The following is a 25,269-nucleotide window of genomic DNA, read 5'->3' on the forward strand; positions in this document are numbered from 1 at the left end:
GGCAGCTAAATCAGCACCGGCGACATCCACAGACCAGCTGCCATCCGCTTGCACGGTAGTGGTATAAGTGGTGCCGTTAATGATCATGGTCACCACATCACCCGGGGCAATATCACCACCAGTGGCGGTACCGGTGACGGTGATTATTGCCGCAGCTTCAGCGGCATTAACGATATCATCCGCCGTGATGTTATTAACCGTCACTGTGCCAGCATCGGCAACTACGTCAACCGTGTGGCTTGAGGTGCCTGTTGTAAAGACAGGATTACCAGAGCCATCATTAGACGTAACCACCACATCAAACTCGGGATCAGCAGCTAAGTCGCTACCTGCGACTTCTACACTCCAGCTACCATCGGCCTGGATAGTGGTGGTGTAAGTGGTGCCATTAATCACTATAGTGACCAAATCACCTGCAACAATGATGCTACCGCTGGCTGTGCCCGTAACGGTAATGGTTGCTGCTGCTTCTGCAGCATTGATAATGTCATCTGCGGTAATATTATCGACCAGAACAATGGCTGGCTGAACCACAGGCGTATCATCTGCTGCTGCCGCAGCTGCTTCAACTGGGGTGTCGGCAATAGGTTCAACTGCAGCAAAAGTGCCTGGTGAGAGCAACGTAGGGTCGTTAAGCTCAACCACCCGGGTTAACCTGACAAAGCTGTTACCACTATTTTCAGCAGTGCCACCGCCACCTGCGGCAGTCGCTTCTAATTGCTCCAGTAAGTCGCCTTCTTCATCTAGCACCGCCAGAATGCCTTCAGCCGAATTAAGATCAACAACTGAATCTTCTGCGGCAACATCGGTTTGTAACCAGCTGTCAGAAATAACAATGGTCTGATTTTCAGCGATAACTGTGGTCTCATTCAGGTATGCCAACACAACCGAGCCGTTTTGGCTGGTAATAAGGGTATCACCAGGCATCAGGATATCGCCTTGCTGAAGTATTTTTACTTCACCTTCAGCAGATTTTACTTCAACGATACCTTCAACAACTTGAGCTACGATTTTTGACATAATAAGTAACACCTATAAATTAACCACTTCAACAGTTATTTTAAGCAATGAAAGGAACTAAAACTATTGGACCTCGGTACAGTTTATAAGATTAAAGTTGAATCTTGATGGTTAACGGCAGTAGCCAGCGTACTAAGCAATAGGATATAATTTGCGCACTTTAGCCGTTTGTTTTTTAAAGGACATAAATAGAGTGAAAGCTGTACTTACCTGGAAGGGATTTCAACTTTTTGTTTTTCTGTTCCTCACTACCTTATCAATTCCTGGTTATTCTGCGACTTCCGTACAGGAAGCAGCAAAAACAGCAATTGAGAAAAATCCTGATGTGTTGGCCAAATGGCATGAATTCTTAGCGTCAGGTGAAAATGTTAATGCCGCCAGAGCAGGTTATAAGCCTACTGTTGACGGTACGGTTGGATACCAGTATCAAAAACAAAATTATGGTTTCGTCAGAGAATATGACGGCGCTTACGCCCGACTTTCCCTAACACAGATGTTGTACGACGGCAGTCGCACCCGCTCAGAAGTTAAGCGTTTTTCTAACTTTCAGTTAGTTGCCTATTTTAATCTGCTGGAAACAGCGGAGGTTGTTGCCTTAGAAGCCTACCGTGCTTATCAGGATGTGCTGGCACAACGCAAGTTGGTGGCTCTGGCTCAGGATAACTTAAACAAGCATTTTGACGTATATCGGCAAATTGAAAGCAGTGCTAAAGCCGGTGTAGCTAAATTGGCCGATTTAGAGCAAATAAGTGGCCGGGTATCGCTGGCACAAAGCAATGTCATTACTGAAACGTCAAACCTGCATGATGTTACCACCCGTTACTTAAGAGTAGTGGGTGAACTGCCGGCAGAGAACATGAGCGAAGTGGTGATAGCTGATGTGTTACCCGGTTCAGTAGGCCAGACATTACGCCAGGCGTATCAGGTCAGCCCAGCTTACCATGCTGCTCTTAGGAATATTAAAGCAGCAGAGTTTGCAGCAAAAACAGAAAAAGCTAATTTCAAGCCGTCTGTTAATCTGGTGGGTAGTTATGGGTATCAGAACTACTCAGATATCGGCCTTAGAACCGATGAAAACGAAGCAAGGGTTGGTATTGAAATTAAGTATAACTTTTACAATGGCGGCCGTGACTCGGCCACGTTAAGACGAGCTTATTCAGAAATTAACCTGGCGCAGGAGTTAAGAGATCAAGCCTGTTTAAATATTCGTCAGAACATTCAGATCTCTTACAATGACAGTAATAAGCTGCTTGAACAGTTGCCGTTGTTAAATCAACACCGGTTGTCGTCCGACAAAGTAAGAACCGCCTATAAACAACAGTTTGATATTGGCCAGCGTTCTCTGTTAGATGTTTTAGATTCGGAAAATGAATACTTCCAGGCCAGCAGAGCCTATCTTGCTGCCAGTTTCAGTCTCAGTGTAGCTAAAGCCAGAACCTTAGCTGGGATGGGAACCCTACTGAGTACCCTGGGTTTAACCTCTGATAGCTGGCCGTCATTAACCGAACTTGGCGCAGAGAAACTCAGCGTTGACCCAGACACGGCATGCCCTGCGATCGATGTTTTTGAGAGCCTGCAAGTGAATGGCGATGCTGATAACGACTCCGTAAAAGATTCGGCAGATTATTGTCCTGACACACCACAAACCGATAAAGTGGATGCCAGAGGTTGTTCAATTTTTACTGAGAAAATGGTCAGCTTCACCTTAGAGATAAAGTTCGACCATGATTCCAGTGTTATTAATGACGACAGCGTAGCTGACGTTGCCAATTTCGGGGCGTTTTTGCAGCGTTATCCGAATACCACTACTGAGATTAACGGTCATACCTCAGCACAAGGTGCGGTGTGGTATAACAATGTATTGTCGCAACAACGTGCTGACGCGGTGAAAACCATGTTAGTGGAAGAGTTTAATATTGACGAAACGCGCATTACCACCAAAGGCTTTGGCTCGAGCAGAAGGTTATCAGAAGCTGACACTGAGGCGGCCCATAATTTAAATCGTCGGATAGAGGCCGTGGTTCGTGCAAAGGATGAGAGTCCTGTGCTGCGAGATGAATAATACACCACGGATAAAGGAAGTAGCCCATTGATACCAGATAACCAACATACCGGTGGGCCGCTTTTTGAAGCATTACTTTATATTTGTGAGTTTCATCAGCATGCGGTAAGTCCGGCGGCGTTAATCAGTGGTTTGCCACTGGCCGATAACATGCTAAGCCCGGCGGTGTTTAACCGAGCGGCCGAGCGGGCCAAACTGGCCTCAAAAATACTGCAGCGACCGTTAGAACAGCTGAATGCTGCATTATTGCCTGCCATCATCACGCTGCAAGACAATAAAGCCTGTCTAGTTCACCAGATTGACCACGAAAAAAAACAAGTGGTTATTAGTTACCCCGAGCTGGCGCATAGTGTGGCAACCGTCAACCTTGACCAGCTTAATATCGATTATGCCGGCACCGTAATTTATGTTCGCCCGAAAACAGATGCCGAGCAAAAAACCAACCACTTTAAATTGCCAGCGCATTTGCATTGGTTCTGGGGGGTTATCAAGCAAAACCGGGGCTTATACCGGGATGTATTGCTTGCAGCGATTCTGATCAATCTGTTTGCGTTGTCGATGCCGATGTTTGTCATGAACGTGTATGACCGAGTGGTGCCTAACCTGGCTACCCATACGCTTTGGGTCTTGGCATCAGGCATTACTCTGGTGCTGCTGGCAGATTTAGTCTTAAAGTTACTTCGCCATCATTTTGTTGATTTAGCCGCCAGTAAAACCGATGTCATGATGTCTTCTGCCATTATGGACAAAGTGTTGTCGATGAAGCTGAAAAATCGGCCACAGTCTACCGGGGCTTTTGCTTCTATCGTGCAGTCTTTTGAAGCGGTCAGGGGCTTTATTGGCTCGTTAACCATCGTTGCACTGGCCGATTTACCTTTCGTATTGCTGTACTGTGTGGTTATTACCATTATCAGCCCGCCTTTGCTGTTGCCAATTATTATCGGGGCGTTAATTTCGCTGGTCTACGCCTACTTCGCGCAGCGCAAACTTAAGTTTCTGTCTGACGAGTCCGCCAGGTCGGCAGCCGAGCGCAATACCACCTTAATTGAAGCTATTGGCTCGCTGGAAACAGCAAAGTCCAGCAACGTGAAAACGAGTATTCAGTATAAGTGGGAGCAACTGTCGCTAACGTGCGCCCACAATAGCGCTAAAATGCGGGCGGTATCGGCTTCTGTCAGTAATTTCACCGCATTTATTCAGCAGCTGGTAGGCGTTACGGTCATTATTATCGGGGTATATTTGCTAATTGATGGCAACATGACTCAGGGCAGCCTGATTGCGGTCTTTTTGCTGTCATCACGGGCGTTGGCGCCGGTAAGTCAGGCTGCTGGCTTGCTGGCACAATTTCATTATGCCTCTTCTGCTTACGAAAACCTTGATGTGCTGATGCAATACCCTTCAGAGCAGGATGCCAGCCAAAATACCATTAGTAAGCCATTGCTGCAGGGTAAAATAGAATTTAAACGGGTTAGCTTCAGTTATCAGGATGACGATTTACCTTCATTAAGTAATGTCAGCTTTTGTATCGAGCCCGGCGAACATGTCGCCATCCTCGGTCGCAATGGTTCGGGTAAGTCTACCCTTGAAAAGTTAATTCTGGGCCTGCACGAACCGACTGAGGGGCAGGTGTTACTCGATGGCATCGACATCAGCCAGTTAGATATTCATCAGGTAAGAAACAATATTGGTTATGTGCCGCAGGATATCACCTTGTTTAGTGGTACATTGCGCTACAACATTGAACTGGCCTCGCCCCCAAAAAGTGCTGAGCACTTTCTGAATATTTGTAATATCTCCGGGCTGAGCCAGTTTCTCAATCAACACCCTGCAGGTTTTGACATGCAGGTAGGCGAAAGAGGACAGAATCTGTCCGGAGGACAGAAGCAAATCGTCTCTATTGCCCGGGCTTTGTATAATGACCCGCCAATTTTGTTGCTGGATGAACCCACCGCAGCGCTTGACCACAGCAGTGAACAAGCGTTTCGCACGCATTTAGGCGGCTATGCAGAGGGAAAAACCATGTTGCTGATCACGCACCGCAGCCCGCTGTTAGCACTGGCCAACCGGATTATTGTAATTGATAACGGTAAAATTATTGCAGACGGCCCGAAAGATACCGTAATGGAGGCATTGCGTCAGGGCAAAATTAAGGGCACCAGCACATGAGTAACCCCGGGTTAAAATACTCTAAAGACTGGGTAACCGAAGCCGAGTGGGCTCGTATTGCGCAAACGCCCTTATCTGCCAGAAGGCTGTTGTATACTATCGCGTTGGCAGTGGTGCTGTTGTTAATCTGGGCTGGTTTTGCCCCGCTAGATGAAATAGCCCGGGGTGATGGCAAGGTAGTGACCTCACAGCAACTGCAAACTATCCAATCACTGGACGGTGGCCTGGTTACTCAAATTATGGTGCGGGAAGGTCAGATTGTTGACGCTGGCCAGGTGCTGCTTACCGTTGATTCCACCCGCTCATCTTCTAATCTGGCTGAAAACAGAGCACAGTTTTATGCGCTGGAAGCTGAAGTGGTCAGGCTGATTGCTCTTACCAATGAAACTGAGCCGCAGTTTCCTGATCATCTGCAAACCCAAGCCCCTGAGCGGTTAGCGCATGAAATACAGTTATACCGGAATAGTCTGGCGGAGTTAAACGAACAACTCGCTGTTCAGGAACAGCAGCAACAGCAGCGCCAACAGGAAGTTGTCGAAGCAAGGGCTGCTTTGGCACAGTATAGCCAAACCTTAGCGCTTACTAATCAGGAACTGAATGTTACCAAGCCTTTGCTGGCCTCGGGTGCGGTGTCAGATATTGATATTTTGCGCCTGGAGCGTGATGTCGCCCGAGCCAGCGGTGAAACTAAGCGGGCTGAGGCCAATGTGGCCAGGGCTGAGTCAGCATTGCAGGAAGCCCGCAATAAGCTAAAAGAAATTAAGTTAACGGTACTTAATCGCTGGCGCAATCAGTTGTCTGAATCACGAGCCAGGCTGGCTGCCCTGGCCGAGCTGCAAACCGGCCTGGTGGATATGGTGCAACAAGCCGAAGTAAAATCACCGATGCGCGGCACTATTCAGCGGCTGCATATTAATACGGTAGGTGGGGTATTAACGCCGGGCCGGGACATTATGGATATTGTGCCATTAGATGATACCTTACTGATCGAGGCCCGGATATCGCCAAGAGACATCGCCTTTATTCAGCGGGGGCAACAAGCTACTATCCGGATCAGTGCCTATGACTTTGCCATTTTTGGTGGCTTGCAGGCAACGGTAAGTCATATCAGTGCCGACACCGTTACCGATGAAAAAGACAACACTTACTACGTAGTCAGGTTAAGCACAGCCAGCCAGAAACTGGACGACAAACTTAATATTTTGCCCGGGATGACAGTACAGGTAGACATTGTTACCGGAAAACGCACGGTACTGTCGTATTTACTTAAACCCTTGCTGCGGGCAAAAAGCAACGCCATGACAGAGAGGTAGCGGACAAGTGACCAGCATCGTCATTTACACTACACCGGGTTTTACCGCGTCCAGCTGGTCTACGGCTTTTAGCCAGGCCGCAGTACATACCTTTCCTGCCGTTGCCAGCAGCCCTTTGCAGGCTGGTGATGTGGTGCTAATTCACAGTGGTCGCAGTGACTGGCAAACGCTGGTGCAGCAGCATAGTAGCAGAGCGCTGGTTATTGTGATCAGCCAGCAACTTAGCATTACCGAATTGCAGTTGGCGTTAACCTTGGGTGGCAAAGGCTATATGGATGCCGGCAGCAGCAGTGTTAATTTTGTTCAGGCTGTGAATACAGTTAACAGCGGTGCGCTGTGGATACCGGCCACGCTGCTTAATCAGTTAAATCAATTTTTATCTAAGGTTATTCCCTCGCAACATAGCTGGCAGTCGTTTGAAAACCGCTTGTCGAAGCGGGAGTATGAGGTAGCCAGCCTTGCTCGCCGGGGGCTGAGTAATAAAACCATCGCCGAAACTTTATTTATAACGGAAAGAACCGTAAAGCAACACCTTACCGCAACCTTTGCTAAGCTGGGTATTAAAGACAGACTGCAACTGATCATGCTTATTTAGAGGATAGCTCTGATGTATGTTAAACGCGCCAGTGATAATGAAATAGTGGCCTTAAGCACAGTGCAATCTGCTGATTATCCAGAGTTTATATCTAATAATGACCCTGGATTGCTGCGCTTTATGCAGAAAAATATTCCGGCATACGAGCTGGCCAAAAAAGAGCTGAGCCACAGTAAAAAGTTGCAGCACTCCGATGCCGAGTTAGCGCGGGTACTGGAAGATTTGGTCGAGCTGCTGACCGCCAGTGGCACCATCAGGTTTACCGAATTACCTATGGCAGCGCAGATTAAACTGTTAAACCGAAAAACCTTACGTCATGACATGCAAACTTTAAACTTACTGGAGGAAGACACTGACGACAGCATCATGCCCTGAGCCCTTTTCAGGCAATGCCAGGGCCGGTCAGGCCATCGAATCCCAGTTGGTGTAAGCCTTTAATATCTTCTGCTGACACTACTCCTTCGGCAATCACAAGTAAACTTAAGGTATGCGCCAGCTTAATTAAACCTGCCAATACCTTAGCCGCCTCGTTGGTCTGGTAACGCAGCACAATAGCGGCATCTATTTTCAGGTAATCGATACCTAATTTTTCCAGATCCTGAATATCGTTGATGGCATAACCACATTTTTGCAGGCCGACACTTACCCCCAATGCTTTTAACGCCGAGCTAAAACTGATAAACAGCAGCTGGTGTTTAATCACCAGCCGTTCATCAAATTCCAGAGACAAGCGCTGACACACGGTTCTTGGCACAGCCTGTAACAGGCTTAACAGCTGATAATGTACCGCCACCGTCGTCAGAGTTTGATCTGAAATATTCAGCGCCAGCTGTAAGCTGTCATCTGCGCTAAGCTGGCTCAGAGCGCGGGTGAGCATGGCGCTGTCCAGCTGGCTGGTAAACTGATAACGTCGGGCCCAGCCCAGGATCTGGCCTGCCGATAACCAGTTATCATCAATGTTAAGCCGTAGCATCGCTTCCTGGTGCAACAGACTGCCATCACGGCGCTGCACCGGGTACAGCTTCGGCATAATACGGTCAGCATCAATTGCCTGCTTAATAGCTTTAAGCCAGGCTGTGCCATCCGCCAGGGTGGCATAAGGCTGAGGTTGTTGCAGCGTTTTACTTTGCAACGGTGGCGCCGATTCCACTTCAACCAGCATGGCATCTAATTGCGACAAGGTTTGCTGGCGGCTGCTCATGGCATCCAGCGACAGGCCAACTAGTAATACCGGGGCGGTGGTAAGGTTACTATCCAGCAAGCATTCAGTATTCAGCTGGCCTAGCAGCTGCTCACACATCAAGGAGGTAGTGGTTACCTGGTCTGCTACCACAAAAAAGTCACTGCCATTTAACCTGCTGACTAACCGCGTTCCATGACAATGTTGAACAGTGTTAACCAGCAGCCTTAGCCAGTCATCGGTTTCACTGCGGCCAAGTTGCAGGTTAATACCCTGCAGGTTGGTTACCCTGAGTAAAAAAACACTTTTTATTTCGTTACGCTCGCTGTTATTAAAATAACTTTCCAGCCAGCTGGCACAATACGCCCGGTTAAAGGCGCTGGTTACCGGGTCAAGCTCATATTGGCGTTGCAGCTGGTCAAGTTGCTTTCGCTCCTGCTCCAGCATCAGGCGGACCCGGCTGGTCAGACGATTCATTGCCACAACCAGACGTTTCAGTTCAAAAGTAGCCGGCTCATCACTGGTAATAAACTGGCGGTTACCCAAGGCTTCGGCGTGGTATACCACCTGATTAAGCGGCCGGCGAACCCGGTTGAGTAAAATACTGCCAGCAATGCCGCAGCCCATGGCAATAATCAAAAAGCCCAGCGCCAGATCTTTCGTGATTTGCCATAATGCCACCAGGCTATAGTCGGTCTGGCTTTCCAGCTCTATGCTGCCAAAACGCTGCCAGCCATCCTGAACCTGAGCAATACCCGGCTTTATCTCAAAATTCAGTAAGCGGATAAACCACCCGGGGGCGTTAACCGGTTGTGCAGTTAAGCTGAACTCGGTCACGGTATTGCCGGCGACATCTTTTAGCGCAATACGCCGGTAATAACCGGTGTCGAACTGGGCAGAAAGCATCAGCTCAATGGTGGTCAGGTCTTTTTCCATCTGGGATAACGTCAGCGCCATGCCGGTGGCATTATCGATATTTTTTACCTGCAGCTGCTCTGCCAGATAATTTTTCGTCTGGTAGGCACTAATAAAGAAACTGCTACCAAAGGCCAGTAATACGATAACAATAATGGCAATCCACAATTGCTTAATCAGCGACATTCGCTACCCCTTAACCTTGTTATTGCAGGCATTATAATATTACTCCCTGCAGTTCTAATCGTTGCACAAGATCGCGCCATCTGGATAACCGCGCGGTCGCACTTTGTCTGGATTTCTGATTACCACTGCCAGCCCACAAGCCGGTAGAGTTAAAACTAAATACCGGGGTCAGGTCAGTTCTGGCAGAGGCTGGCAAAATGGTCTGAATTAAACTATCTAAAATAAGTGGTTCAGCCTCGGTATCAGGGTAATAGGCAAGCACCATATGTGCCTGGCTTAAGCCGCTGTTAGCCGGGCCAACCTGAGCGCGCACATATACCAGTCGCAGCTGAGCATCAGGTATGCCCAGCGCCCGCAAACTGATGTAGCTGGCAATAGCCCAGTCTTCGCAATCACCTTTTTGGCGGGCAAACAATTCGGCCGGGCTGGCCCAGTAGTCTTCCACACCATACAGCATACTGTCCGGCATATAGGTTAACGACTGATGCAAAAAGGTATTTACGGCGCTAAGCTGCTCAGATACGCCAAGCGAAGAGGCGGAAAGCAGCAGCGCTTGCCAATTGGAGGACAGCGGGACAGGCGCAGCAGTATGCTGTCCGATATAGCGCTCGAACCGCTTAAAATCTATCAGAAATGCCTTTTCGACAGCATAAATGTGCTGCATAACTGCAAGCAATACGATGCACCAAAAAGGCCATACGAATTTTTTTAGTGCCCTTAATGGCATTTAGCAATCAGCCCAGTACCCGTTAGCAATGCTCAAGATAAGTGAAAACCCCCGCTAGCTCAACGAATTTATCCGCTTAGTTACTCGTCATATCAGCCTGCTGGCTTAAGATAGGCTATGCTAGAGCAACAAAATTTTGTTAACAGTAACTTTCTGGGAGTATTTGTCATGAGAAACAAGCATCTGCTGCTTTGCCTATTACCGGCCATGCTGCTTATCAGCGCCAGCGTTTACAGTCAGAACAGCACCAGTCTAAATGAGAGCAACCCCAGCGCAGATGAGCGCAGCTTAACTGTCGAGCGGTTATGGCAACTGCAACGTATTGGCTCACCGGTAGCTTCCGAAGATGGCAAAACTATTGTGGCACCGGTGACCGGGTACGATGTAACAACCGATAAAAGCCATACCCGGTTGTGGTTGTTCAGTGCCGATGGTAAGCAGCAACGGGCTATAACAGCAGAAGGCATGCGGGCCAGCGAGCCCACGTTGTCGGCCGATGGCTCAACGCTGGCCTTTATCAGCCAGCGCGATAAAGACGACGCTGGCCAGATTTATCTGCTGCCAATGAATAAGCCGGGCGAAGCCACGCGCCTGACCGAGGTGCCGACCGGGGTGTCGGGCATTAAGTGGGTGGGTCAGCATTTATATTTTATCAGCCGGGTGTGGCCGGATAAAAGCTGGGACGAGATGGCAACCCAGTTAAAAACCAATAAAGACAGCAAGTTGTCGGCAAAGCAGTGGAATGCGTTACCCTATTCGCACTTTGACCACTGGATTGACGAGAACCGCCAGGCTCACGTATTTCGGATCCCGGCCGGCGGGGGTGAGGTAGAGCCAGTTACCCAACCGCTGGGTTATCAGTTGCCTCGCTCCAACCAGAGCGCATCCAGTTACGATATTCACCCGCAAGAGCGCTATATTGCCTTTAACAGCAATGGCTGGGATAACCAGGTCGATCCAAAAATTGATGTGTTTTTAGCACAGCTGAACGGCGCCGATGCACAAAAGCAAACGGTGGTTAACCTGACCAAAGACAATCAGGCACCCGACAGTGACCCGCAATTCAGCCCTGACGGCAAAACTCTGGCTTTTAGCCAACAGAAAATTCATGGCTTTTATGCTGATACGGCTCGATTAGTGCTATACGATTTAGCAAAAAAGACCAGCCGGGTACTGACCAGTGATTGGGACCGTTCGGTCAGCAGCTTTGTCTGGGCCAATGACAGCCGTGGTTTCTATGCCAGTATTGACGATGCCGCTACCCGCCGTCTGTACTATATTGATGGGCGCAGCGGTAAACCCCGAGCCATTACTAAAGCCACAAGTTTTGGTGAACCGGTGCAGGCCGGCAGTGATCTTATTGCCACCAACGACAGTTTTTTATACCCGGCACGCTTAGTAAGCATCAACCCGCGTAATGGCAATACCACCCGGCTGGACAGCTTTAACGATGATATTTTGAGTAATGTCCAGCTGGGGACATACGAGTCAGTGACTTACCAAGGCGCCGAGGGTAAAGACATTCAGATGTGGATCCATTACCCACCGGGCTTTGACAAAAGCAAAAAGTATCCGCTGTTAATGCTTATTCATGGCGGGCCCCACAATGCCTTTAGCAATAGCTTTAGCTACCGCTGGAACTCACAAACCTTTGCCTCCTGGGGTTATGTGACTGCCTGGCCTAACTTTCATGGCTCCAGCGGCTTTGGTCAGGACTTTGCCGATGCGATTAACCCCGACTGGCGCACTAAACCGTTGGCCGATATTCAGGCGGCTACTAAGTGGTTTGAAAACCAGAGCTGGATTGATACCAACCGGATGGTCGCTGGTGGTGCCAGTTATGGTGGCTATTTAACCTCGATATTGCTGGGCACTGAACATCCGTTTAAGGCGCTGCTTATTCATGCGGCGGTGTATAACATGTACTCGCAAATGGCGGCCGATTTTGCCGTGCACTCCACTCGCTTTGACGGATACTGGAAAAATCCGGACATTTATAAACTCATTTCGCCGCACTATTATGCCGACAACTTTAATACCCCAACCTTAGTGATCCACGGTCAGCTCGATTACCGGGTACCGGTTGGCCAGGGCTTTGAGTTATTCCGTACCTTGCAAATGCGCGGAGTAGAGTCGAGGATGATCTACTTTCCGGATGAAAACCACTGGATTTTAAAACCCAATAATTCTATTTACTGGTACAACGAAGTAAAAGCCTGGCTAACTAAATTCGCTGAGCCAGGCGCGCAGTAAACTGGCGCAGGGGCAGCACATCACAATACCCGTACGCTGCTGCCGTTCCGGTTATCAGCCGGCTGGGGCGTTTGATTGCTGTGGCCAGCTGATGCTATTAATATCGGCGATAAAAAAGGCAAAAAAAACATCGGTACCAAAGTGATTGCCGGCTTCAACATGGGCCGGTAGTCTGAACCCGCCAAATTCCCGAAAATCGGATAAATAGCCGCCAAAAGGCTGCAAGGTATAGCGATGTTGCGGGTTGGCATTGCTCCAGCGCATAAAGCTTACATGAACAGGCTGGCCATTATCGGCAACGGTTAAATCGACGATTTGCTCCAGCCCCAGGTGAGTGACCGTTAAGCGGGCACTGTGCTCGCTCAAATGAGCCCATTTCACTCCTGGCCCGGGTAATACTGCCGCGGGGGTCCAGAATACCGCCTCTGCCACATAGCGACCAAATGCCGAGCGACGATGGTCGAGGCTGGCGCCGGCGCGGGCAACGGGCAGTAACTCTTGCAACCAGAAGCGGGTCCAGCTGACACTGTCAGAACCTGAAATTCTCAGCAGCTGACGTCTTGCCTGCATTTGCCAGACAAAACCGCCGGGAAATGCCAGAGTTTGGAGTGCTTTCATGTTCAGATAATCCGGTCGTTTGCTGTTGCCCAGGCTAAACTGACCGGTCATGGCGATATTGGCCACGGTATACAGCGGGGTACCCGGGGTTATGCTAAATTGAAAAAAACGTTTCGCCGCTTCAGGTAAGCCTTGCAGCATAACAGGGTCAAAATGGCCAGGGTGAGGTGGATGCTGCGCAATAAGCTTTTGTATCAATTGTTTATCTGCCTGGTAATCAAGCAGCCGCAGGCAAAGCAAGCCAGCAACAAATAAAATAACAACAACCGCGGTTGCTATTACAATAAGATCAAATATCGAGGCCATAGCCACTAATCTTCTTGCAGCAGGTTCTGACACTCGGTGGCAAAACCGACACTGGCCAGCCAGGCAAAGGCGTCCTGCTGGTTGGGGTAAACCCGTTTTTCAAACAGCTCGTTGCTGTCAATTACCATCCTCTCCAGCTGATACTGCTTCACCATATTAAGGCAATATACCTGTGCGGCATAACGTAAGCCATGGTGCAGACACCAGCTTACCAGTTCTTTTACTACCGGCTCAATGTCGGGTGCGCCCAACTCCCAGTTATCTAAATAAACAATATGGGCCCAATCATCATGGGTAAGCGGCATGGCCAGTACTTTAAACTCACTGGAAAAATCTTCGGCAGTAAAGCGGTTCCAGCTACCATTAATCCTGGCCAGGATTACCCGCTGTTCGCGCCATAAAATAAACTTCGGGGTGGGTTGCATATAAGTTGCCGTGTATATACCAGGATACTCAAGCATAGCAGCAGCGGGCGTGACCAGCTTGATTCAGCGCACTAAAACGGTTTAATTAATCGCAAATGTTTGCTGGTTGTCGGTGGTAAAGCCTTTGTTGGCCAGCCATTTGAAAGCGTCATCCGGATGCTGAAATTTTTGTATCTCAAAACGCCCCTCAATTTTCTGCACCATTCTCTCCAGCTGAAATTCTTTCACGGTACTGGGCCAGTACACATGGGCGGAATAGCACAAGCCACGGCCAATGGTCCAGCTAACCAGCTCTTTAATTATCGGTTCTATGCTGGGTACGCCCAACTGCCAGTTATCTAACAGGGTAATGTTAGCCCAATCTTTGCCCAGCAATGGCTTGGCCACCGCTTTAAATTCCTGGGCATAATCTTTTGCATCCTGCTGGTTCCAGCTGCCTTGCACCATGGCAATTAGTACGTTTTTATCCAACCAGATTTTAAATTTAGGGTGATTTTTCATGGCATGCACCTTAATTGCGTAAGCTTATTATAGCCCAGCAATCCTCAGCTAGCGGGGTTTGTAGTCGCTGGTTTTACCCGGGTATTATATAAGTGCTGCAACGCTTCGCTTATGGTCATCTCGTCGTTTTCACTCAGGTATCGCTCTACCTGTTTATGCACAAAAATAACAGCCTGCTTATGCTTCTTGGCAAACGCGGCGCATTGCTGTTTTAACTGCTGGTTAAATTCTTGTTCGGCTGCCGCTTTATGCAAAGCCTGAATGGCCCGCTCAAAATTATTGTCGTTATCGGCAAAGGCTTCTTTTAACGCATTTTTCGGGATCCGATAGGCTTTACTGGCAAACTGCAGCGCCTCACGAAAGGTCTCAAACTGCTCACCAAATATCTCAAACACCTGCACCTCGCTATACTGTAACTGGTGCTGCTGGCCGGCAGCTTCAAAAGCAAAACCCGGGTAAGCCAGTCGCTCAGTCGTTTCTGCACCCAGTTTTAAGCCCGCCTCAATACTGTGGCGCAGGCTAAAATCTAACCCTTGCAACTCTTCTTCGGTCCACATTTCATAAATCGTCAGCGCTTTGGCGTATTTTTTCGCCAGCTTCTTCCTGGCAAAGTTACGCCGTTCATCCAGCGTTCCGGCCTTACAGCCTTTCAGGTGTTCATGGCATTCATTGCAAGCCGGTATTTTTAAAAACTCACTTGGCTCGCGGGTCGCCAGATAAAACTCCAAATACTGCAACGGTGGCGCATAGTCATGCCCGGCAGCAATACAGCCACAGTAAAAGCAGGTATTAAAGGTGTCGCGGTATAGTGGGAAAAGTTGGTGATAGTGGCTGTCGGCAGTCATGGCACCTTCAGGGGTTGATAATAGAAGAACTGTGGGCAGTATAACGAAATTGCTGGTTGATGTTGGGTATTGCTATAAGTATTTTAAAATGACGCGGCTATCTAAACTGGCCGCTATGCCTGCCAAATCTTCGGCAATTGTCCCTGCTGGTTTTTCTATTATCCTTCCCATTTCCTGACCATTGCTGTCGAGCACAATAATCGTAGCGGTATAGCGCAGGTTATATTTGCTATGCAGTTGCTCCGGGTGCTGTTTCTGCTGGTTTACGGCTTCGAGTTGCAGGGTTTTCAGGCTCACCCCGGATTGGTTTAGCAGCTTTAACAGCCGGGGTACTTCGCGCTCGCTGTCGTGACACCAACTGCCAAATAACACCACTAGGTTTAAACCTTGAAGGCTTTGCATTTTGGCCAGTGCGGCGGCTGATGGCTGATAAGTTGCATATTCTCTGGCGAACGCCGGGTAGTGTGCCAATAACTGGTCGCTGTTGATACTGCCATAGGCCTCGCTACCAACAGCAATAGATGATTCCAGCAGAGTTGCCGGTGATGGTGAGGCCTCTGTGGCGAGTGGCGCCAACGCCAGCAGGGCTGCAAAAAGAATAATGGGGTTCATTGTTGGGGGCTTAACCTGAAATAAGTGGTAGCTGATGGTAGTTAACTGCAGGTATTTATTCAATTATTGTTTCCCGTATTGTGAATACAGCGGCGGCATCTTCCTGGCCGGCACGATATTTATTCATGCATCACTATTGGCAATTAGCGTATTTGCGCCTTTACTTAAGCAACACCGGTTTACTGATGATTGAATTATGGACAATGCCGAGTTGGTTAAAACCACCCTGGATGCTATGGAGCGGTTGTTGCGGATGTTTATGCTGGAGCGCTTTATTTATCTGGCGTTGACGTTGTTGTCTTTTTGTCTGCTGCTGTACGCCATTGTTCAGCTGTTTGCTGAAAATCAAATGACTACCACCTTGCTGGTGTCTATTTTTGGTGGCTCGGGCTTAATTGCGGTAAGCTCAATGCGAGTAGTATGGTTCTTTAACCGGGCGTTTAGCCTGATTGAAGGCCAAATTAATAAGCTGGCAAAATGAGTAACGAACTACAGCAGTTAGAGCAATCTTTACAACAGCTTAGCCGTAATTCCCGTGGATCTATAGTGATGGTGCTGATTGGCGCCTGCTCACTAGTGGGGAGTTTAGTGTATAGCGCTACCCGCTTAGCGCCACTGGAGCGTGATATTGCTGATAAGCGTCAGCAAATTGCCAGTTTTGACCAACGGTTAGCAGAACTTAGTGCCTCTGAGGCAGCATTGCAGCAGCAAATTACTGACGCCAGTTCACGCTTGGCAGAGCTGCGGCAAAATATCGAAAAGCTGTATGCCGTTAAAGTAAGTTCGGAAAACACCGTATTTGAATTAAAAGCCACGGCGCTGGCCACCGGTTCTAGTGCAAATCAGCAACCTATTTATGATTTCTCCATTTTCGTCAATGCCCCAGCTGCCGCGCTTAACAGCATAAAGCAGGTAAGTTATTTATTTGACCATGCCACGTTCCGGCGGCGAGAACAAACCACAACCTCCACTGCTGAACAGTTCCGGGTGGCGTATACCGGCTGGGGTTGTTTAACTAATGTTACCACTACAGTGCTTTTCCATAGCGGCGAGCAAACCGTACTGGATTTTAATATGTGCAAAAGCCTGGGGCCGATGTGGCTGGGCAATGCATGCGATGACAACAATGAACGGCCGGTCAGAGTGGAGAAAAATGCCCGGGTTTCCAGAGACTGTATTATCAAATAAAGTGGCCAATCGCGAAAAATATCTCTTAACATATGTTCCCAATATTTTAAAGTGCTGGTATGATGTGTTCGTTTAGTAACCGCTAGTTAGCAGAATGTTTGAGGGATCAAGATGTCATTAGTATCTGTTCGTACCTTGTTAGGTGCTGCCACTTTGCTGGCCGCCAGTTTTAGCAGCCACGCCACGTTAATCGTTAATGGCGATTTTGAAGAGAATTTTGTTGCCAGCAAGAAGTGGAAAGTGTTTGCCAGCAGTGCGGTAGCCGGTTGGCAGGGTAGCGATATTGAAATATGGAACGCATTTAACTCAGTTATCGCACCCAGTGGCAACAATTTTATTGAGTTAAATTCTAATGATAAAAGTAAGATAAATGGAAAGTGGACTATTTTTCAGACCTTTGCTACCGAAGTTGGCCGTGAATATAATCTGAGCTTTTTCTACCGTGCACGCAGCAAAGATACCGAAGCATTTTCAGTATCTGTAGCTGATGTAAGCTGGAATATGACGGACCATATCGTTGCTGGCTGGAGTTATTTCTTTAATAGTTTCACTGCTACCGGCAGTGCTTCTACTTTGAATTTTACCTCTATCAGTGGTGGGACTGTGGGTAACTTTATTGATAACGTAGCGGTTGTAGCTGCACCAAGCCGCAACATCGCAGTTGACGTACCTGCACCGGCCACGCTGGCCGCTTTTGGTGTTGGCTTGCTGGCGTTAGTAGGTGGCCGTCGGTTACGCCGCACTAAATCTGACACTAAGTAATTAGCAGCCAGGCTGAATAAAAACGCCAACCCTCGGGTTGGCGTTTTGCATTTTGTTCCGCTCATTTTTCAATCATAATTTTGGTAACATTGTCGATCAAATCCTGCAGTAACATCTCGTCCGGGCTGGCGAGTTCCCTTGAGGCCAGCACGGCATAGGTAAATTTGCTTCCCGACGACAGCTCGGTTGCTGGATCTCGGCCAGCTGCAGCATTATCACGAATAAAAACCATCTGGTTTCTAATTGATGTCAGTACATGGGCAGAGGTGTGCCTGGGAGCATTATTGTCGATGGCGATGATCACGCTATTGGCTGCTAGCTTCAGGGCATCATAATTCATAATTCATAATTCATAATTCATGAGCCGTGGCCAGTGATGGCCGCTACTCTAATTAGTCGTGGGTTGCAAAATTCAACATTGCAGTATTTTCTTAATACGGTTTTTACCAGTGTCATCTAACTTTTCGTCCGTCAGGTAACGATAAGTTGGATTTCGCAATGACATATCCGGCAACTCAGGGTAACTCCTTGAAAAGTCTTTCCAGCCAGAGCTGCAAATCTTGCTGGGAATCGAAGTCTTCCTCGGTCAGCTCTTCATATTCTTCAGGGGTAATCAGCTGATTATCAATAGCCTCACGTAACTGCGCCTTTACCAAGGCAATATCGTAAGGAAACCCATGGCCTTTAGCGATTGCTTCCTGAATCAGTTGCGGGTTATAGCACTCAACATGGCAGTATTTTCTTAATACGGTTTTTAGCGGTGCTTCTATTTTAATCATTGAGACGTATTAATTATAAGATTGGCAATGTCAGAAAAATTTATTCTGGGTAAAGTGAGTGCAAGCTTTGCCTGCATTCCAATATCCGATTCTTCATCCATTTGTCTTCAACCAAATCCGTCTGACATTCCTCACTAAGTAGAAGCTGTCTGATATTAACAAATTGCTCAAACTCACCTTGCTGATGAATTTTTTTCAATGACTTTAAACTGGATTCAACATCCTTAACGTAAATCCATTCATCATTTGACCAAATAGTATTTTTAGTTTTGTAGGCCTCTGAAATTCTATTCACGGCTTCACTTTTACCATCAAGATAGTCAAGCAGCAGGTCTAATAATTTGAACTTTGGTATTTTCATAAATGTTACCTATTTGGTGTCACTTGCTTAGCTTACGGCTTTTTCGCTGTTATTTTTACTGATGTAGGGATGTGCTCATAAATTTTTCCATCAATTATTGCGCTTCCATATTGTCTAATTTCAACATTAATATCGCTATACCCCATTTTCTCTCTAGAAGCCCCGAATGAGATTTTCTTCACAGCCATATTTGCAACTTTAGCATCTGACAACTCTGAGTTAGCGCCCTTTTCCTTTGAAAATTCGGTCTGAAAGTTTGCTAAATTCTTCTTGATAATTGTACCGTTTAAGAATTCTGGCTGCATGCCATTATTTTCTTTATATTTTTTAACTGATCTCTGAAGCACTTCATCTGTCAGCGAAAAACCATTACCTTTAAGAACATAACCACGATTAAAGTTATTATTAATGTAGAATTCTATATTACTATTTTCTACATCAACATTGGCTTCAGCAAACTCTAATTCACCATCTGGACCGTCAATGTAGAATTCATAAGCTTGGCCATCCCACAACTCTTTGCATTTTATATCTGATTTTTCAAAGTAAATGATGTCTTGACCATCGCTAGTCGTAGTCGGGAGCGGCGCTGTAACATCAATTGGATCAGTAGATCTATTCTGCTGGCGTTCTGGTGAATTTGGGCCACTACTGGCGTCATGCCCCGCTGTTTTCGCAGTGGCCGGCTTAGCTGCAGCAACACCAACACCTCTTGGCTTAGTGGCCTTGCTGCCAGAGCTTGCAGCGCCCGGGCCGCTGCCCGGCTTAGAGGTGCTACCTGCCGCGCGGTATTCATTGCCTCCGATAGGTTCGGGTGGGGAGACCCAGCCATCGGTAAGCTGCCAGGCGCGTATTTCGTCCTGTTGAAATAGCTGCAACAGTTCAGCCATTAATTGTTGGCTGTTGATGCCGGATAAGTCACTGGCCCAGGGTTTGGCGTAGCGGTATAACTCGCGCATGATCGTGTCACGCTGCCAGGCAGGCTCAATATCCTGCAAAAAATAGCGACCATAGACGGCATCGTTAACGGCACTAACGGCTGGGATGCTGGCCATATCGGTGTAACTTAGCCGGTTTTTACTGACAAAAAAAATCTCGCCCCATTTGCCATAAAACAGTTGGCCATCGAACAGCATTGGCTTTAAATCTGCGGGGATTTCCATTTCCATTCAGGCCACCTGCATCACTGCCAGTACAGTGATTGTTAACTAATGATTAATTATTGGTATCATTTTGTTTTCTTTGTGCTGACTTGTCAATGCAAAGCTGGCGAAGCGAGCTAGGGTAAAACAGTGAGATATGCGAAATGGATAGTCGTGGCAGTATAAAAAAAGGGCTGCTGAAGCAGCCCTCTTGTATCAGCCCTTGCCCGCTTAGGAAGCGGGACTGTTGTAGCTGATGTGTTGATGAAAGCGAACGGTTAAATCTTGTTTTTCCGGCACAACATTAAGCTTGTCGGCGAAGCTGCGCAGCGCGGCTTCTACCTGATTCATAAAGCGGCCATAGCCTGTTTCAGTCATATCGTCATTGCCGGCCACAATTAAAATATGGACCGCTTCTACCAGATTATCACCCTGCCAGTCGCTGATAAACTGTTGGGTATTATTGGCGGGGTCAAAGCCCAGCAATTGCAACTCGGCGGTGGTTTCTGGCTTATCAAACTTACTATTGCGTACCAGCGGCGTTAAGCCGTTACCAATAATAGCCACCCGGTTTAAGTCTTTTGCCTGGATTGCGGCTTTCAGATGCTGCTCCAGTTGCTGATATAGCGGGCTGTAATCCAGACTATCATTAGCAACATATTGCTGCTTCAGCGCCCGGCTCAGGGGCAGCGTAAGGTGGACATAGGTTAAGGCACTGTGTTCCGGCAGGCTGAGCTTACGGGTAGCATAGCGTCCGGCAATGGCCCGTAACTTAAAGCCATAGCTTTCCCGATCGCCTTTATTTTTGGCCAGCAAATCGTATGACAAATGCTGGTGATCACGAATTTTGATCTTCAGGTTTTGCTTTGGCAGCTGCCCTTGTAATTGGGCTAATAGTTGCAAAACCCGGCCATGAAAGTCGGCTGCGTTGGCACGGATATCATTGCCGGTTGCTAAAAACAATAATCTGATTTTACGCGCCTGATAGCCTTGTTTGCTAAACAGGTTTTGCGCCTCGTGATAGACCGGGTTATAGAAAAACAAAATTTGCTCGGCGGTCTGAAACACATGCGCTTCGGTGTGAAAGCGCACTACTGGCAGCTTATCGGTAGCGATTAAATGAACGTTATGCAGGTTCAGGCCATCAGCCAGGCTAAACAGCTGCTGGCTTAATTGCTGATAACAGGCCTGTTCGCTGTTGAAATGCTGGTAAAGCTCCGGGGTCGCTTTTATCTCTGCCAGAATATACTGGTTAGATTTTGCTGTAGCCGGAAGATACACTTTATGTTGGGCGCTGATTGGCATAAAAACTCCTGTTATGTCTGCAACCTGTGCATTATACCCTGATGCGCTTTAATAAACCGGATAATCGTAGATATTGTGCGCATTTTTTGCATCAGATCAAGCGTCGTTGCTGCGTTTTGCTAAGCGACTTTCAAGGTTGCCGCTGGGCGCCTGAATGCTGGCTCAAGCGTGCTACAACATGCCGAGATTAAGCTGCCAGATGCTGAAATTCAGCACTGCCGCAAAGCTTACCCAAAGCAAATAAGGCACCAGCAACAGGCCGGCCAGCTTGTTATAACGCCAGAAACTGATTGCTGTAACAATAATCAGCGCCAGGAGCAACAGAATATTGGCAAACGCCAGGGCGCCTAAGTACCAGGCGAAAAACAGCCAGCTCCATAGGGCATTAACCACCAGCTGGCTGAAATACAGCCATAGCGCGGGCTGAGCATGCTTGCTGCTGCGCCACACCAGCCAGGCTGCAATGGCCATCAGGGTATAAAGAGTTGTCCATACCGGGCCAAATAACCAGGCGGGTGGGGCCCAATCAGGCTGCTGTAATTGCTGATAAAACACGGGCGCATTCATCGATCCCAGGGCGCCAATACCGGCGGCCAGATAGGTTAATGCCACAATTGTCAGTAGCATCAATACCTGACGTAAAACTATGGTGAGGTGCATAGTCGCTCCATTGCTAAAGGGTAAATAGCTGGCGCCGTTATCCGTAACGATTTAAGCGCAGTTATAGTACGGTTTTACGGCAATCTAACCAGTTAGATCAGCTGGTTGGACTTGCATTAAAGAGTGGCTCAGGGCATGGTTGAACGCAACTGATTGGCTAAAATTAAGCCAACCTAAATTCAGTGTCCATTTTGGATATCGCTTATTCAGAGGTATGTGTATGGCCCGCCCCGTATTTGACTGGCAAGACCCGTTTCAACTTTCGCTAATGTTAACAGAAGAAGAGCGGATGATCCGCGATACGGCGCATCAGTATTGTCAGCAAAAGCTGCAGCCGCGCGTATTACTGGCCAACCGTAATGAGCATTTTCACCGCGAAATAATGACGGAGTTAGGTGAGCTGGGTCTGCTGGGCGCTACCTTGCCTGAGAAATATGGTTGCTCTGCCGTAAATTATGTCTGCTATGGCCTAGTAGCCCGCGAGGTAGAGCGGGTAGACAGTGGTTATCGCAGTGCAATGAGCGTGCAGTCATCCTTGGTTATGCACCCGATCCATGAGTACGGTACCGAAGCGCAGCGCCAGAAATACCTGCCGAAACTGGCGACCGGCGAGTGGGTCGGTTGCTTTGGGTTAACAGAGCCTGATGCCGGCTCAGACCCGGCCAGTATGCGCACCATTGCTAAGAAAACTGCCAATGGTTATGTGCTGAACGGCAGTAAAATGTGGATAACGAACTCGCCGATTGCCGATGTATTTGTGGTGTGGGCTAAATTAGATGGCGAAATCCGTGGCTTTGTGCTGGAAAAAGGTATGAAAGGCTTAAGTGCACCGAAAATAGACGGCAAATTTTCGCTGCGGGCATCGATAACCGGCGAAATTGTGATGGACAATGTCGAAGTACCAGCAGATGCCATTTTCCCGGAAGTTAAAGGCTTAAAAGGCCCCTTCGGGTGTTTAAATAAAGCCCGTTACGGCATTGCCTGGGGGGCATTAGGTGCTGCTGAATTTTGCTGGCATGCGGCACGCCAGTATACGCTGGACCGGATCCAGTTTGGCCGGCCGCTGGCCCAGACCCAGCTGGTGCAGAAAAAACTGGCAGATATGCAAACGGAAATCAGCATTGGTTTGCTTGGCTGTCTGCAGGCAGGACGGCTGATGGATGCCGGCCAATTGCCGCCCGAGGCCATTTCGCTGATTAAGCGCAACTCCTGTGGCAAAGCGCTGGATATTGCACGCATGTCACGTGACATGCACGGCGGTAATGGTATTGCCGATGAATATCATGTTATCCGCCATCTGATGAACTTAGAGGCGGTAAATACCTACGAGGGCACCCATGATGTGCATGCCCTTATTTTAGGACGGGCGCAAACCGGCTTACAGGCCTTTAGTTAATCGTGGCCGGCGACTTTCACCCATGGCTGCAGCAGTTTCTGCAGCAAATTGACAGTGCCAGCTTAGCTCCTGCGAGTAGTTTGCAGCAGGGGCTGAGTGACAGCGAATTACATCGTCTGTGGCACAGCCAGCTCAGTAGCCGTTTACTCGATTTGCAGTCACGCTTGCTGCAGGCTAAGGGCCAGAGTTTTTACACGATTGGCAGCGCGGGGCACGAAGGCAATGCCGCTGTTGCGGCAGCGCTGCGTTTAACCGATCCGGCGTTTCTGCATTATCGCAGTGGTGCTTTCTTTATCGAGCGCAGTAAGCAGTTACCGGGCAGCACCCCGTTGTACGATATGCTGCTGTCTTTCTGTGCTTCGAGTGATGATCCGATATCCGGCGGCCGGCACAAGGTGCTGGGCAGCCTGGCACTGAATATTCCACCGCAAACCAGCACTATTGCCTCACAACTGCCCAAAGCGGTGGGTGCGGCCTTTGCCATCGATTTAAGCAAACGGCTGAGCCAGAGTGGTAACTGGCCAGCTGATGCTATTGTAATGTGCAGTTTTGGCGATGCGTCGGCCAACCATTCTACAGCGCAGGGGGCAATAAACGCCGCGTGCTGGGCCGCTTACCAGCATGTGCCGTTGCCGATGCTATTTGTATGCGAAGATAATGGCTTGGGCATTTCAACACCCACGCCGCAAGGCTGGATAGAGCAGAGCTTGGCCGACCGGCCAGAGCTGCGTTACTTTGCAGCGGATGGCCGTGATTTAGCCCAAACTTACAGTGTGGCCCGCAAGGCGGCACATTATGTCCGTTCCAAACGCCAGCCGGCAATATTACATTTATCGACAGTACGGTTGTTTGGTCATGCCGGAGCGGATACCGAAACAGCGTACCGACATAAAAATCTGATCGAGACTGAGCTGAGCCTGGACCCGCTACTGGCCAGTACCGCCAGTGTGCTGGCGCGCGGCATTTTTAGCCGCCAGCAACTGTATGATGCGGTAACCACACTGGCGAACCAGATAAGCCGGGTTGCGGCGGTTGCTAGCGCCAGACCCAAGTTACAAAGCGCTACAGATATCATGGCAGCAATAGCACCGGTAAGGCCTGCTTTACCGGCGCCGCCCATACCCGCAAGTGCGATTCGCAGCGCGTTATTTGATTACGATAAACATAACCTGGCTAAGCCGCAGCATTTAGCAAAACTACTGAACTGGACTCTGCACGACTTATTTGCCCAATATAGTAATACTGTGCTTTTTGGCGAAGATGTCGCTAAGAAGGGCGGAGTTTATGGTGTTTCGCAGCACTTAATTCAGGCGTTCGGCGGTAACCGGGTTATTAATACCCTGTTAGACGAGCAAAGTATTTTGGGCATGGCCATTGGCTTAGCGCAGCAGGGCTTGCTACCTATCGCTGAAATTCAGTTTCTGGCTTATGTCCATAACGCGGAAGATCAAATCCGGGGTGAAGCTGCTACGTTGCCGTTTTTCTCTAATGGTCAGTACCACAATGCCATGGTAATAAGAATTGCCGGTCTGGCCTATCAGCGTGGCTTTGGTGGTCATTTTCATAATGATAATTCTTTTGCGGTGTTTCGGGATATTCCTGGCATTATTGTGCTGTGTCCGTCAAACGGTGCTGATGCTGCCTTATTATTGCGTCAGGCGGTGCAACTGGCCTACGAGCAAAAACGCTTAGTCATATTTTTAGAGCCGATTGCACTTTACATGACTCGCGATTTGCTCGCGCCCGGCGATGGTCGCTGGTTAAACGACTACCCGCTGCCCGACACCCCGATACCGGCGCTGGGTGAGCCGGCCGTCTTTAACCAGGAGCTTAAGCAGGGCATGGGTGCAACGCCGCAACTTGCCATTATTAGCTATGGTAATGGTTATTATTTAAGTCGTCAGGCGGCAGCAGAGCTGGAAGATGCCGGTTATTCCCTGCGGCTGCTGGAC

25 protein-coding genes are annotated in these 25,269 nt (G+C 48.6%); 11 read left to right on the top strand and 14 right to left on the bottom strand.

Features of this window, described 5'->3' with window-relative positions; all coding sequences use genetic code 11:
• The coding region (locus tag ABY802_RS10080) for a retention module-containing protein (protein ID WP_372626904.1) at nt 1-1,020 on the bottom strand (1,020 nt) is incomplete at its 3' end.
• Nucleotides 1,021-1,213: 193 nt separating this feature from the next.
• Here ABY802_RS10080 and ABY802_RS10085 point away from each other — a divergent pair.
• From ABY802_RS10085 to ABY802_RS10105, 5 genes are read left to right on the top strand one after another with little or no spacing between them, the layout of a single operon-like run.
• On the top strand, nt 1,214-3,082 hold the full coding sequence (locus tag ABY802_RS10085; protein ID WP_372626905.1) for a TolC family outer membrane protein: 1,869 nt from the start codon (nt 1,214-1,216) through the stop codon (nt 3,080-3,082).
• 27 nt (nt 3,083-3,109) lie between these two features.
• Entirely contained in the window at nt 3,110-5,248 is a 2,139-nt protein-coding gene (locus tag ABY802_RS10090) for a type I secretion system permease/ATPase (protein ID WP_372626906.1), read from the top strand.
• Complete coding sequence (locus ABY802_RS10095) at nt 5,245-6,561, top strand: HlyD family type I secretion periplasmic adaptor subunit (RefSeq protein ID WP_372626907.1); 1,317 nt, start codon at nt 5,245-5,247, stop codon at nt 6,559-6,561. Before ABY802_RS10090 ends, ABY802_RS10095 begins: the two co-directional genes overlap by 4 nt.
• Before the next feature lie 7 nt (nt 6,562-6,568).
• Entirely contained in the window at nt 6,569-7,156 is a 588-nt protein-coding gene (locus ABY802_RS10100) for a response regulator transcription factor (RefSeq protein ID WP_372626908.1), read from the top strand.
• A gap of 12 nt (nt 7,157-7,168) precedes the next feature.
• Complete coding sequence (locus ABY802_RS10105) at nt 7,169-7,531, top strand: tryptophan synthase subunit beta like protein (RefSeq protein ID WP_372626909.1); 363 nt, start codon at nt 7,169-7,171, stop codon at nt 7,529-7,531.
• Between the two features lie 7 nt (nt 7,532-7,538).
• Here ABY802_RS10105 and ABY802_RS10110 read toward each other — a convergent pair whose 3' ends face one another.
• A complete protein-coding gene (locus ABY802_RS10110; protein ID WP_372626910.1) occupies nt 7,539-9,437 on the bottom strand; it encodes a LapD/MoxY N-terminal periplasmic domain-containing protein in 1,899 nt (632 codons plus the stop codon).
• A gap of 31 nt (nt 9,438-9,468) precedes the next feature.
• Nucleotides 9,469-10,101, bottom strand: a complete 633-nt coding sequence (locus ABY802_RS10115; protein WP_372626911.1) for a transglutaminase-like cysteine peptidase — start codon at nt 10,099-10,101, stop codon at nt 9,469-9,471.
• Nucleotides 10,102-10,332: 231 nt separating this feature from the next.
• Between ABY802_RS10115 and ABY802_RS10120 the strand changes: the two genes are divergently transcribed.
• A complete protein-coding gene (locus ABY802_RS10120) occupies nt 10,333-12,417 on the top strand; it encodes a prolyl oligopeptidase family serine peptidase (protein ID WP_372626912.1) in 2,085 nt (694 codons plus the stop codon).
• Between the two features lie 54 nt (nt 12,418-12,471).
• On the opposite strand, the gene ABY802_RS10125 is transcribed toward ABY802_RS10120, so the two are convergent.
• The 5 genes from ABY802_RS10125 to ABY802_RS10145 all read right to left on the bottom strand — a co-directional run bounded on the left by ABY802_RS10125 (nt 12,472) and on the right by ABY802_RS10145 (nt 15,787).
• Nucleotides 12,472-13,341 carry a DUF6544 family protein gene (locus ABY802_RS10125; RefSeq protein ID WP_372626913.1) on the bottom strand — a complete coding sequence of 290 codons (870 nt, stop codon included), beginning with the start codon at nt 13,339-13,341 and terminating at the stop codon, nt 12,472-12,474.
• Nucleotides 13,342-13,346: 5 nt separating this feature from the next.
• Nucleotides 13,347-13,766, bottom strand: a complete 420-nt coding sequence (locus ABY802_RS10130) for a hypothetical protein (RefSeq protein WP_372626914.1) — start codon at nt 13,764-13,766, stop codon at nt 13,347-13,349.
• Between the two features lie 81 nt (nt 13,767-13,847).
• Nucleotides 13,848-14,267, bottom strand: a complete 420-nt coding sequence (locus ABY802_RS10135) for a hypothetical protein (protein WP_372626915.1) — start codon at nt 14,265-14,267, stop codon at nt 13,848-13,850.
• Between the two features lie 44 nt (nt 14,268-14,311).
• The gene (locus tag ABY802_RS10140; protein ID WP_372626916.1) at nt 14,312-15,112 is read right to left on the bottom strand and encodes a hypothetical protein; all 801 of its coding nucleotides are present in this window, start codon (nt 15,110-15,112) and stop codon (nt 14,312-14,314) included.
• 72 nt (nt 15,113-15,184) lie between these two features.
• Nucleotides 15,185-15,787, bottom strand: a complete 603-nt coding sequence (locus ABY802_RS10145; protein ID WP_372626917.1) for a thioredoxin family protein — start codon at nt 15,785-15,787, stop codon at nt 15,185-15,187.
• A 133-nt stretch (nt 15,788-15,920) separates the two neighbouring features.
• On the opposite strand from ABY802_RS10145, the gene ABY802_RS10150 reads away from it, so the two are divergent.
• The 3 genes from ABY802_RS10150 to ABY802_RS10160 all read left to right on the top strand — a co-directional run bounded on the left by ABY802_RS10150 (nt 15,921) and on the right by ABY802_RS10160 (nt 17,674).
• Nucleotides 15,921-16,205 (top strand): hypothetical protein, encoded by a 285-nt coding sequence (locus tag ABY802_RS10150; RefSeq protein WP_372626918.1) that lies wholly within the window; start codon nt 15,921-15,923, stop codon nt 16,203-16,205.
• Nucleotides 16,202-16,912 (top strand): pYEATS domain-containing protein, encoded by a 711-nt coding sequence (locus ABY802_RS10155; RefSeq protein ID WP_372626919.1) that lies wholly within the window; start codon nt 16,202-16,204, stop codon nt 16,910-16,912. Before ABY802_RS10150 ends, ABY802_RS10155 begins: the two co-directional genes overlap by 4 nt.
• 111 nt (nt 16,913-17,023) lie before the next feature.
• The gene (locus ABY802_RS10160; RefSeq protein ID WP_372626920.1) at nt 17,024-17,674 is read left to right on the top strand and encodes a DUF642 domain-containing protein; all 651 of its coding nucleotides are present in this window, start codon (nt 17,024-17,026) and stop codon (nt 17,672-17,674) included.
• A 61-nt stretch (nt 17,675-17,735) separates the two neighbouring features.
• On the opposite strand, the gene ABY802_RS10165 is transcribed toward ABY802_RS10160, so the two are convergent.
• From ABY802_RS10165 to ABY802_RS10190, 6 genes are all read right to left on the bottom strand, one after another.
• Nucleotides 17,736-18,014 (bottom strand): immunity protein Tsi6 family protein, encoded by a 279-nt coding sequence (locus ABY802_RS10165; protein ID WP_372626921.1) that lies wholly within the window; start codon nt 18,012-18,014, stop codon nt 17,736-17,738.
• A 175-nt stretch (nt 18,015-18,189) separates the two neighbouring features.
• Nucleotides 18,190-18,453, bottom strand: a complete 264-nt coding sequence (locus tag ABY802_RS10170) for a hypothetical protein (RefSeq protein ID WP_372626922.1) — start codon at nt 18,451-18,453, stop codon at nt 18,190-18,192.
• Nucleotides 18,454-18,493: 40 nt separating this feature from the next.
• Nucleotides 18,494-18,814, bottom strand: a complete 321-nt coding sequence (locus tag ABY802_RS10175) for a hypothetical protein (protein ID WP_372626923.1) — start codon at nt 18,812-18,814, stop codon at nt 18,494-18,496.
• 32 nt (nt 18,815-18,846) lie between these two features.
• Complete coding sequence (locus ABY802_RS10180) at nt 18,847-19,983, bottom strand: hypothetical protein (protein ID WP_372626924.1); 1,137 nt, start codon at nt 19,981-19,983, stop codon at nt 18,847-18,849.
• A gap of 204 nt (nt 19,984-20,187) precedes the next feature.
• Nucleotides 20,188-21,261, bottom strand: coding sequence for a DUF3083 family protein (locus ABY802_RS10185; protein ID WP_372626925.1), 1,074 nt, complete (start codon nt 21,259-21,261; stop codon nt 20,188-20,190).
• 171 nt (nt 21,262-21,432) lie between these two features.
• Nucleotides 21,433-21,921, bottom strand: a complete 489-nt coding sequence (locus ABY802_RS10190; protein ID WP_372626926.1) for a TspO/MBR family protein — start codon at nt 21,919-21,921, stop codon at nt 21,433-21,435.
• Nucleotides 21,922-22,141: 220 nt separating this feature from the next.
• On the opposite strand from ABY802_RS10190, the gene ABY802_RS10195 reads away from it, so the two are divergent.
• Together ABY802_RS10195 and ABY802_RS10200 are read left to right on the top strand one after the other, a co-directional pair.
• The gene (locus tag ABY802_RS10195) at nt 22,142-23,317 is read left to right on the top strand and encodes an acyl-CoA dehydrogenase (protein ID WP_372626927.1); all 1,176 of its coding nucleotides are present in this window, start codon (nt 22,142-22,144) and stop codon (nt 23,315-23,317) included.
• A 2-nt stretch (nt 23,318-23,319) separates the two neighbouring features.
• Nucleotides 23,320-25,269, top strand: a 1,950-nt coding sequence (locus tag ABY802_RS10200; protein WP_372626928.1) for a thiamine pyrophosphate-dependent enzyme, incomplete at its 3' end; no start/stop codon positions are given.

This window comes from Arsukibacterium sp. (genome assembly GCF_041616895.1).
GTDB lineage: Bacteria > Pseudomonadota > Gammaproteobacteria > Enterobacterales > Alteromonadaceae > Alishewanella.

Coding starts and splice junctions, on each gene's coding strand:
- ABY802_RS10130 (WP_372626914.1), bottom strand. CDS start 13,766: ATGCAACCCACCCCGAAGTTTATTTTATGGCGCGAACAGCGGGTAATC.
- ABY802_RS10140 (WP_372626916.1), bottom strand. CDS start 15,112: ATGACTGCCGACAGCCACTATCACCAACTTTTCCCACTATACCGCGAC.
- ABY802_RS10155 (WP_372626919.1), top strand. CDS start 16,202: ATGAGTAACGAACTACAGCAGTTAGAGCAATCTTTACAACAGCTTAGC.
- ABY802_RS10095 (WP_372626907.1), top strand. CDS start 5,245: ATGAGTAACCCCGGGTTAAAATACTCTAAAGACTGGGTAACCGAAGCC.
- ABY802_RS10175 (WP_372626923.1), bottom strand. CDS start 18,814: ATGAAAATACCAAAGTTCAAATTATTAGACCTGCTGCTTGACTATCTT.
- ABY802_RS10110 (WP_372626910.1), bottom strand. CDS start 9,437: ATGTCGCTGATTAAGCAATTGTGGATTGCCATTATTGTTATCGTATTA.
- ABY802_RS10160 (WP_372626920.1), top strand. CDS start 17,024: ATGTCATTAGTATCTGTTCGTACCTTGTTAGGTGCTGCCACTTTGCTG.
- ABY802_RS10165 (WP_372626921.1), bottom strand. CDS start 18,014: ATGAATTATGATGCCCTGAAGCTAGCAGCCAATAGCGTGATCATCGCC.
- ABY802_RS10115 (WP_372626911.1), bottom strand. CDS start 10,101: ATGCAGCACATTTATGCTGTCGAAAAGGCATTTCTGATAGATTTTAAG.
- ABY802_RS10195 (WP_372626927.1), top strand. CDS start 22,142: ATGGCCCGCCCCGTATTTGACTGGCAAGACCCGTTTCAACTTTCGCTA.
- ABY802_RS10190 (WP_372626926.1), bottom strand. CDS start 21,921: ATGCACCTCACCATAGTTTTACGTCAGGTATTGATGCTACTGACAATT.
- ABY802_RS10135 (WP_372626915.1), bottom strand. CDS start 14,267: ATGAAAAATCACCCTAAATTTAAAATCTGGTTGGATAAAAACGTACTA.
- ABY802_RS10170 (WP_372626922.1), bottom strand. CDS start 18,453: ATGATTAAAATAGAAGCACCGCTAAAAACCGTATTAAGAAAATACTGC.
- ABY802_RS10150 (WP_372626918.1), top strand. CDS start 15,921: ATGGACAATGCCGAGTTGGTTAAAACCACCCTGGATGCTATGGAGCGG.
- ABY802_RS10120 (WP_372626912.1), top strand. CDS start 10,333: ATGAGAAACAAGCATCTGCTGCTTTGCCTATTACCGGCCATGCTGCTT.
- ABY802_RS10125 (WP_372626913.1), bottom strand. CDS start 13,341: ATGGCCTCGATATTTGATCTTATTGTAATAGCAACCGCGGTTGTTGTT.
- ABY802_RS10105 (WP_372626909.1), top strand. CDS start 7,169: ATGTATGTTAAACGCGCCAGTGATAATGAAATAGTGGCCTTAAGCACA.
- ABY802_RS10180 (WP_372626924.1), bottom strand. CDS start 19,983: ATGGAAATGGAAATCCCCGCAGATTTAAAGCCAATGCTGTTCGATGGC.
- ABY802_RS10185 (WP_372626925.1), bottom strand. CDS start 21,261: ATGCCAATCAGCGCCCAACATAAAGTGTATCTTCCGGCTACAGCAAAA.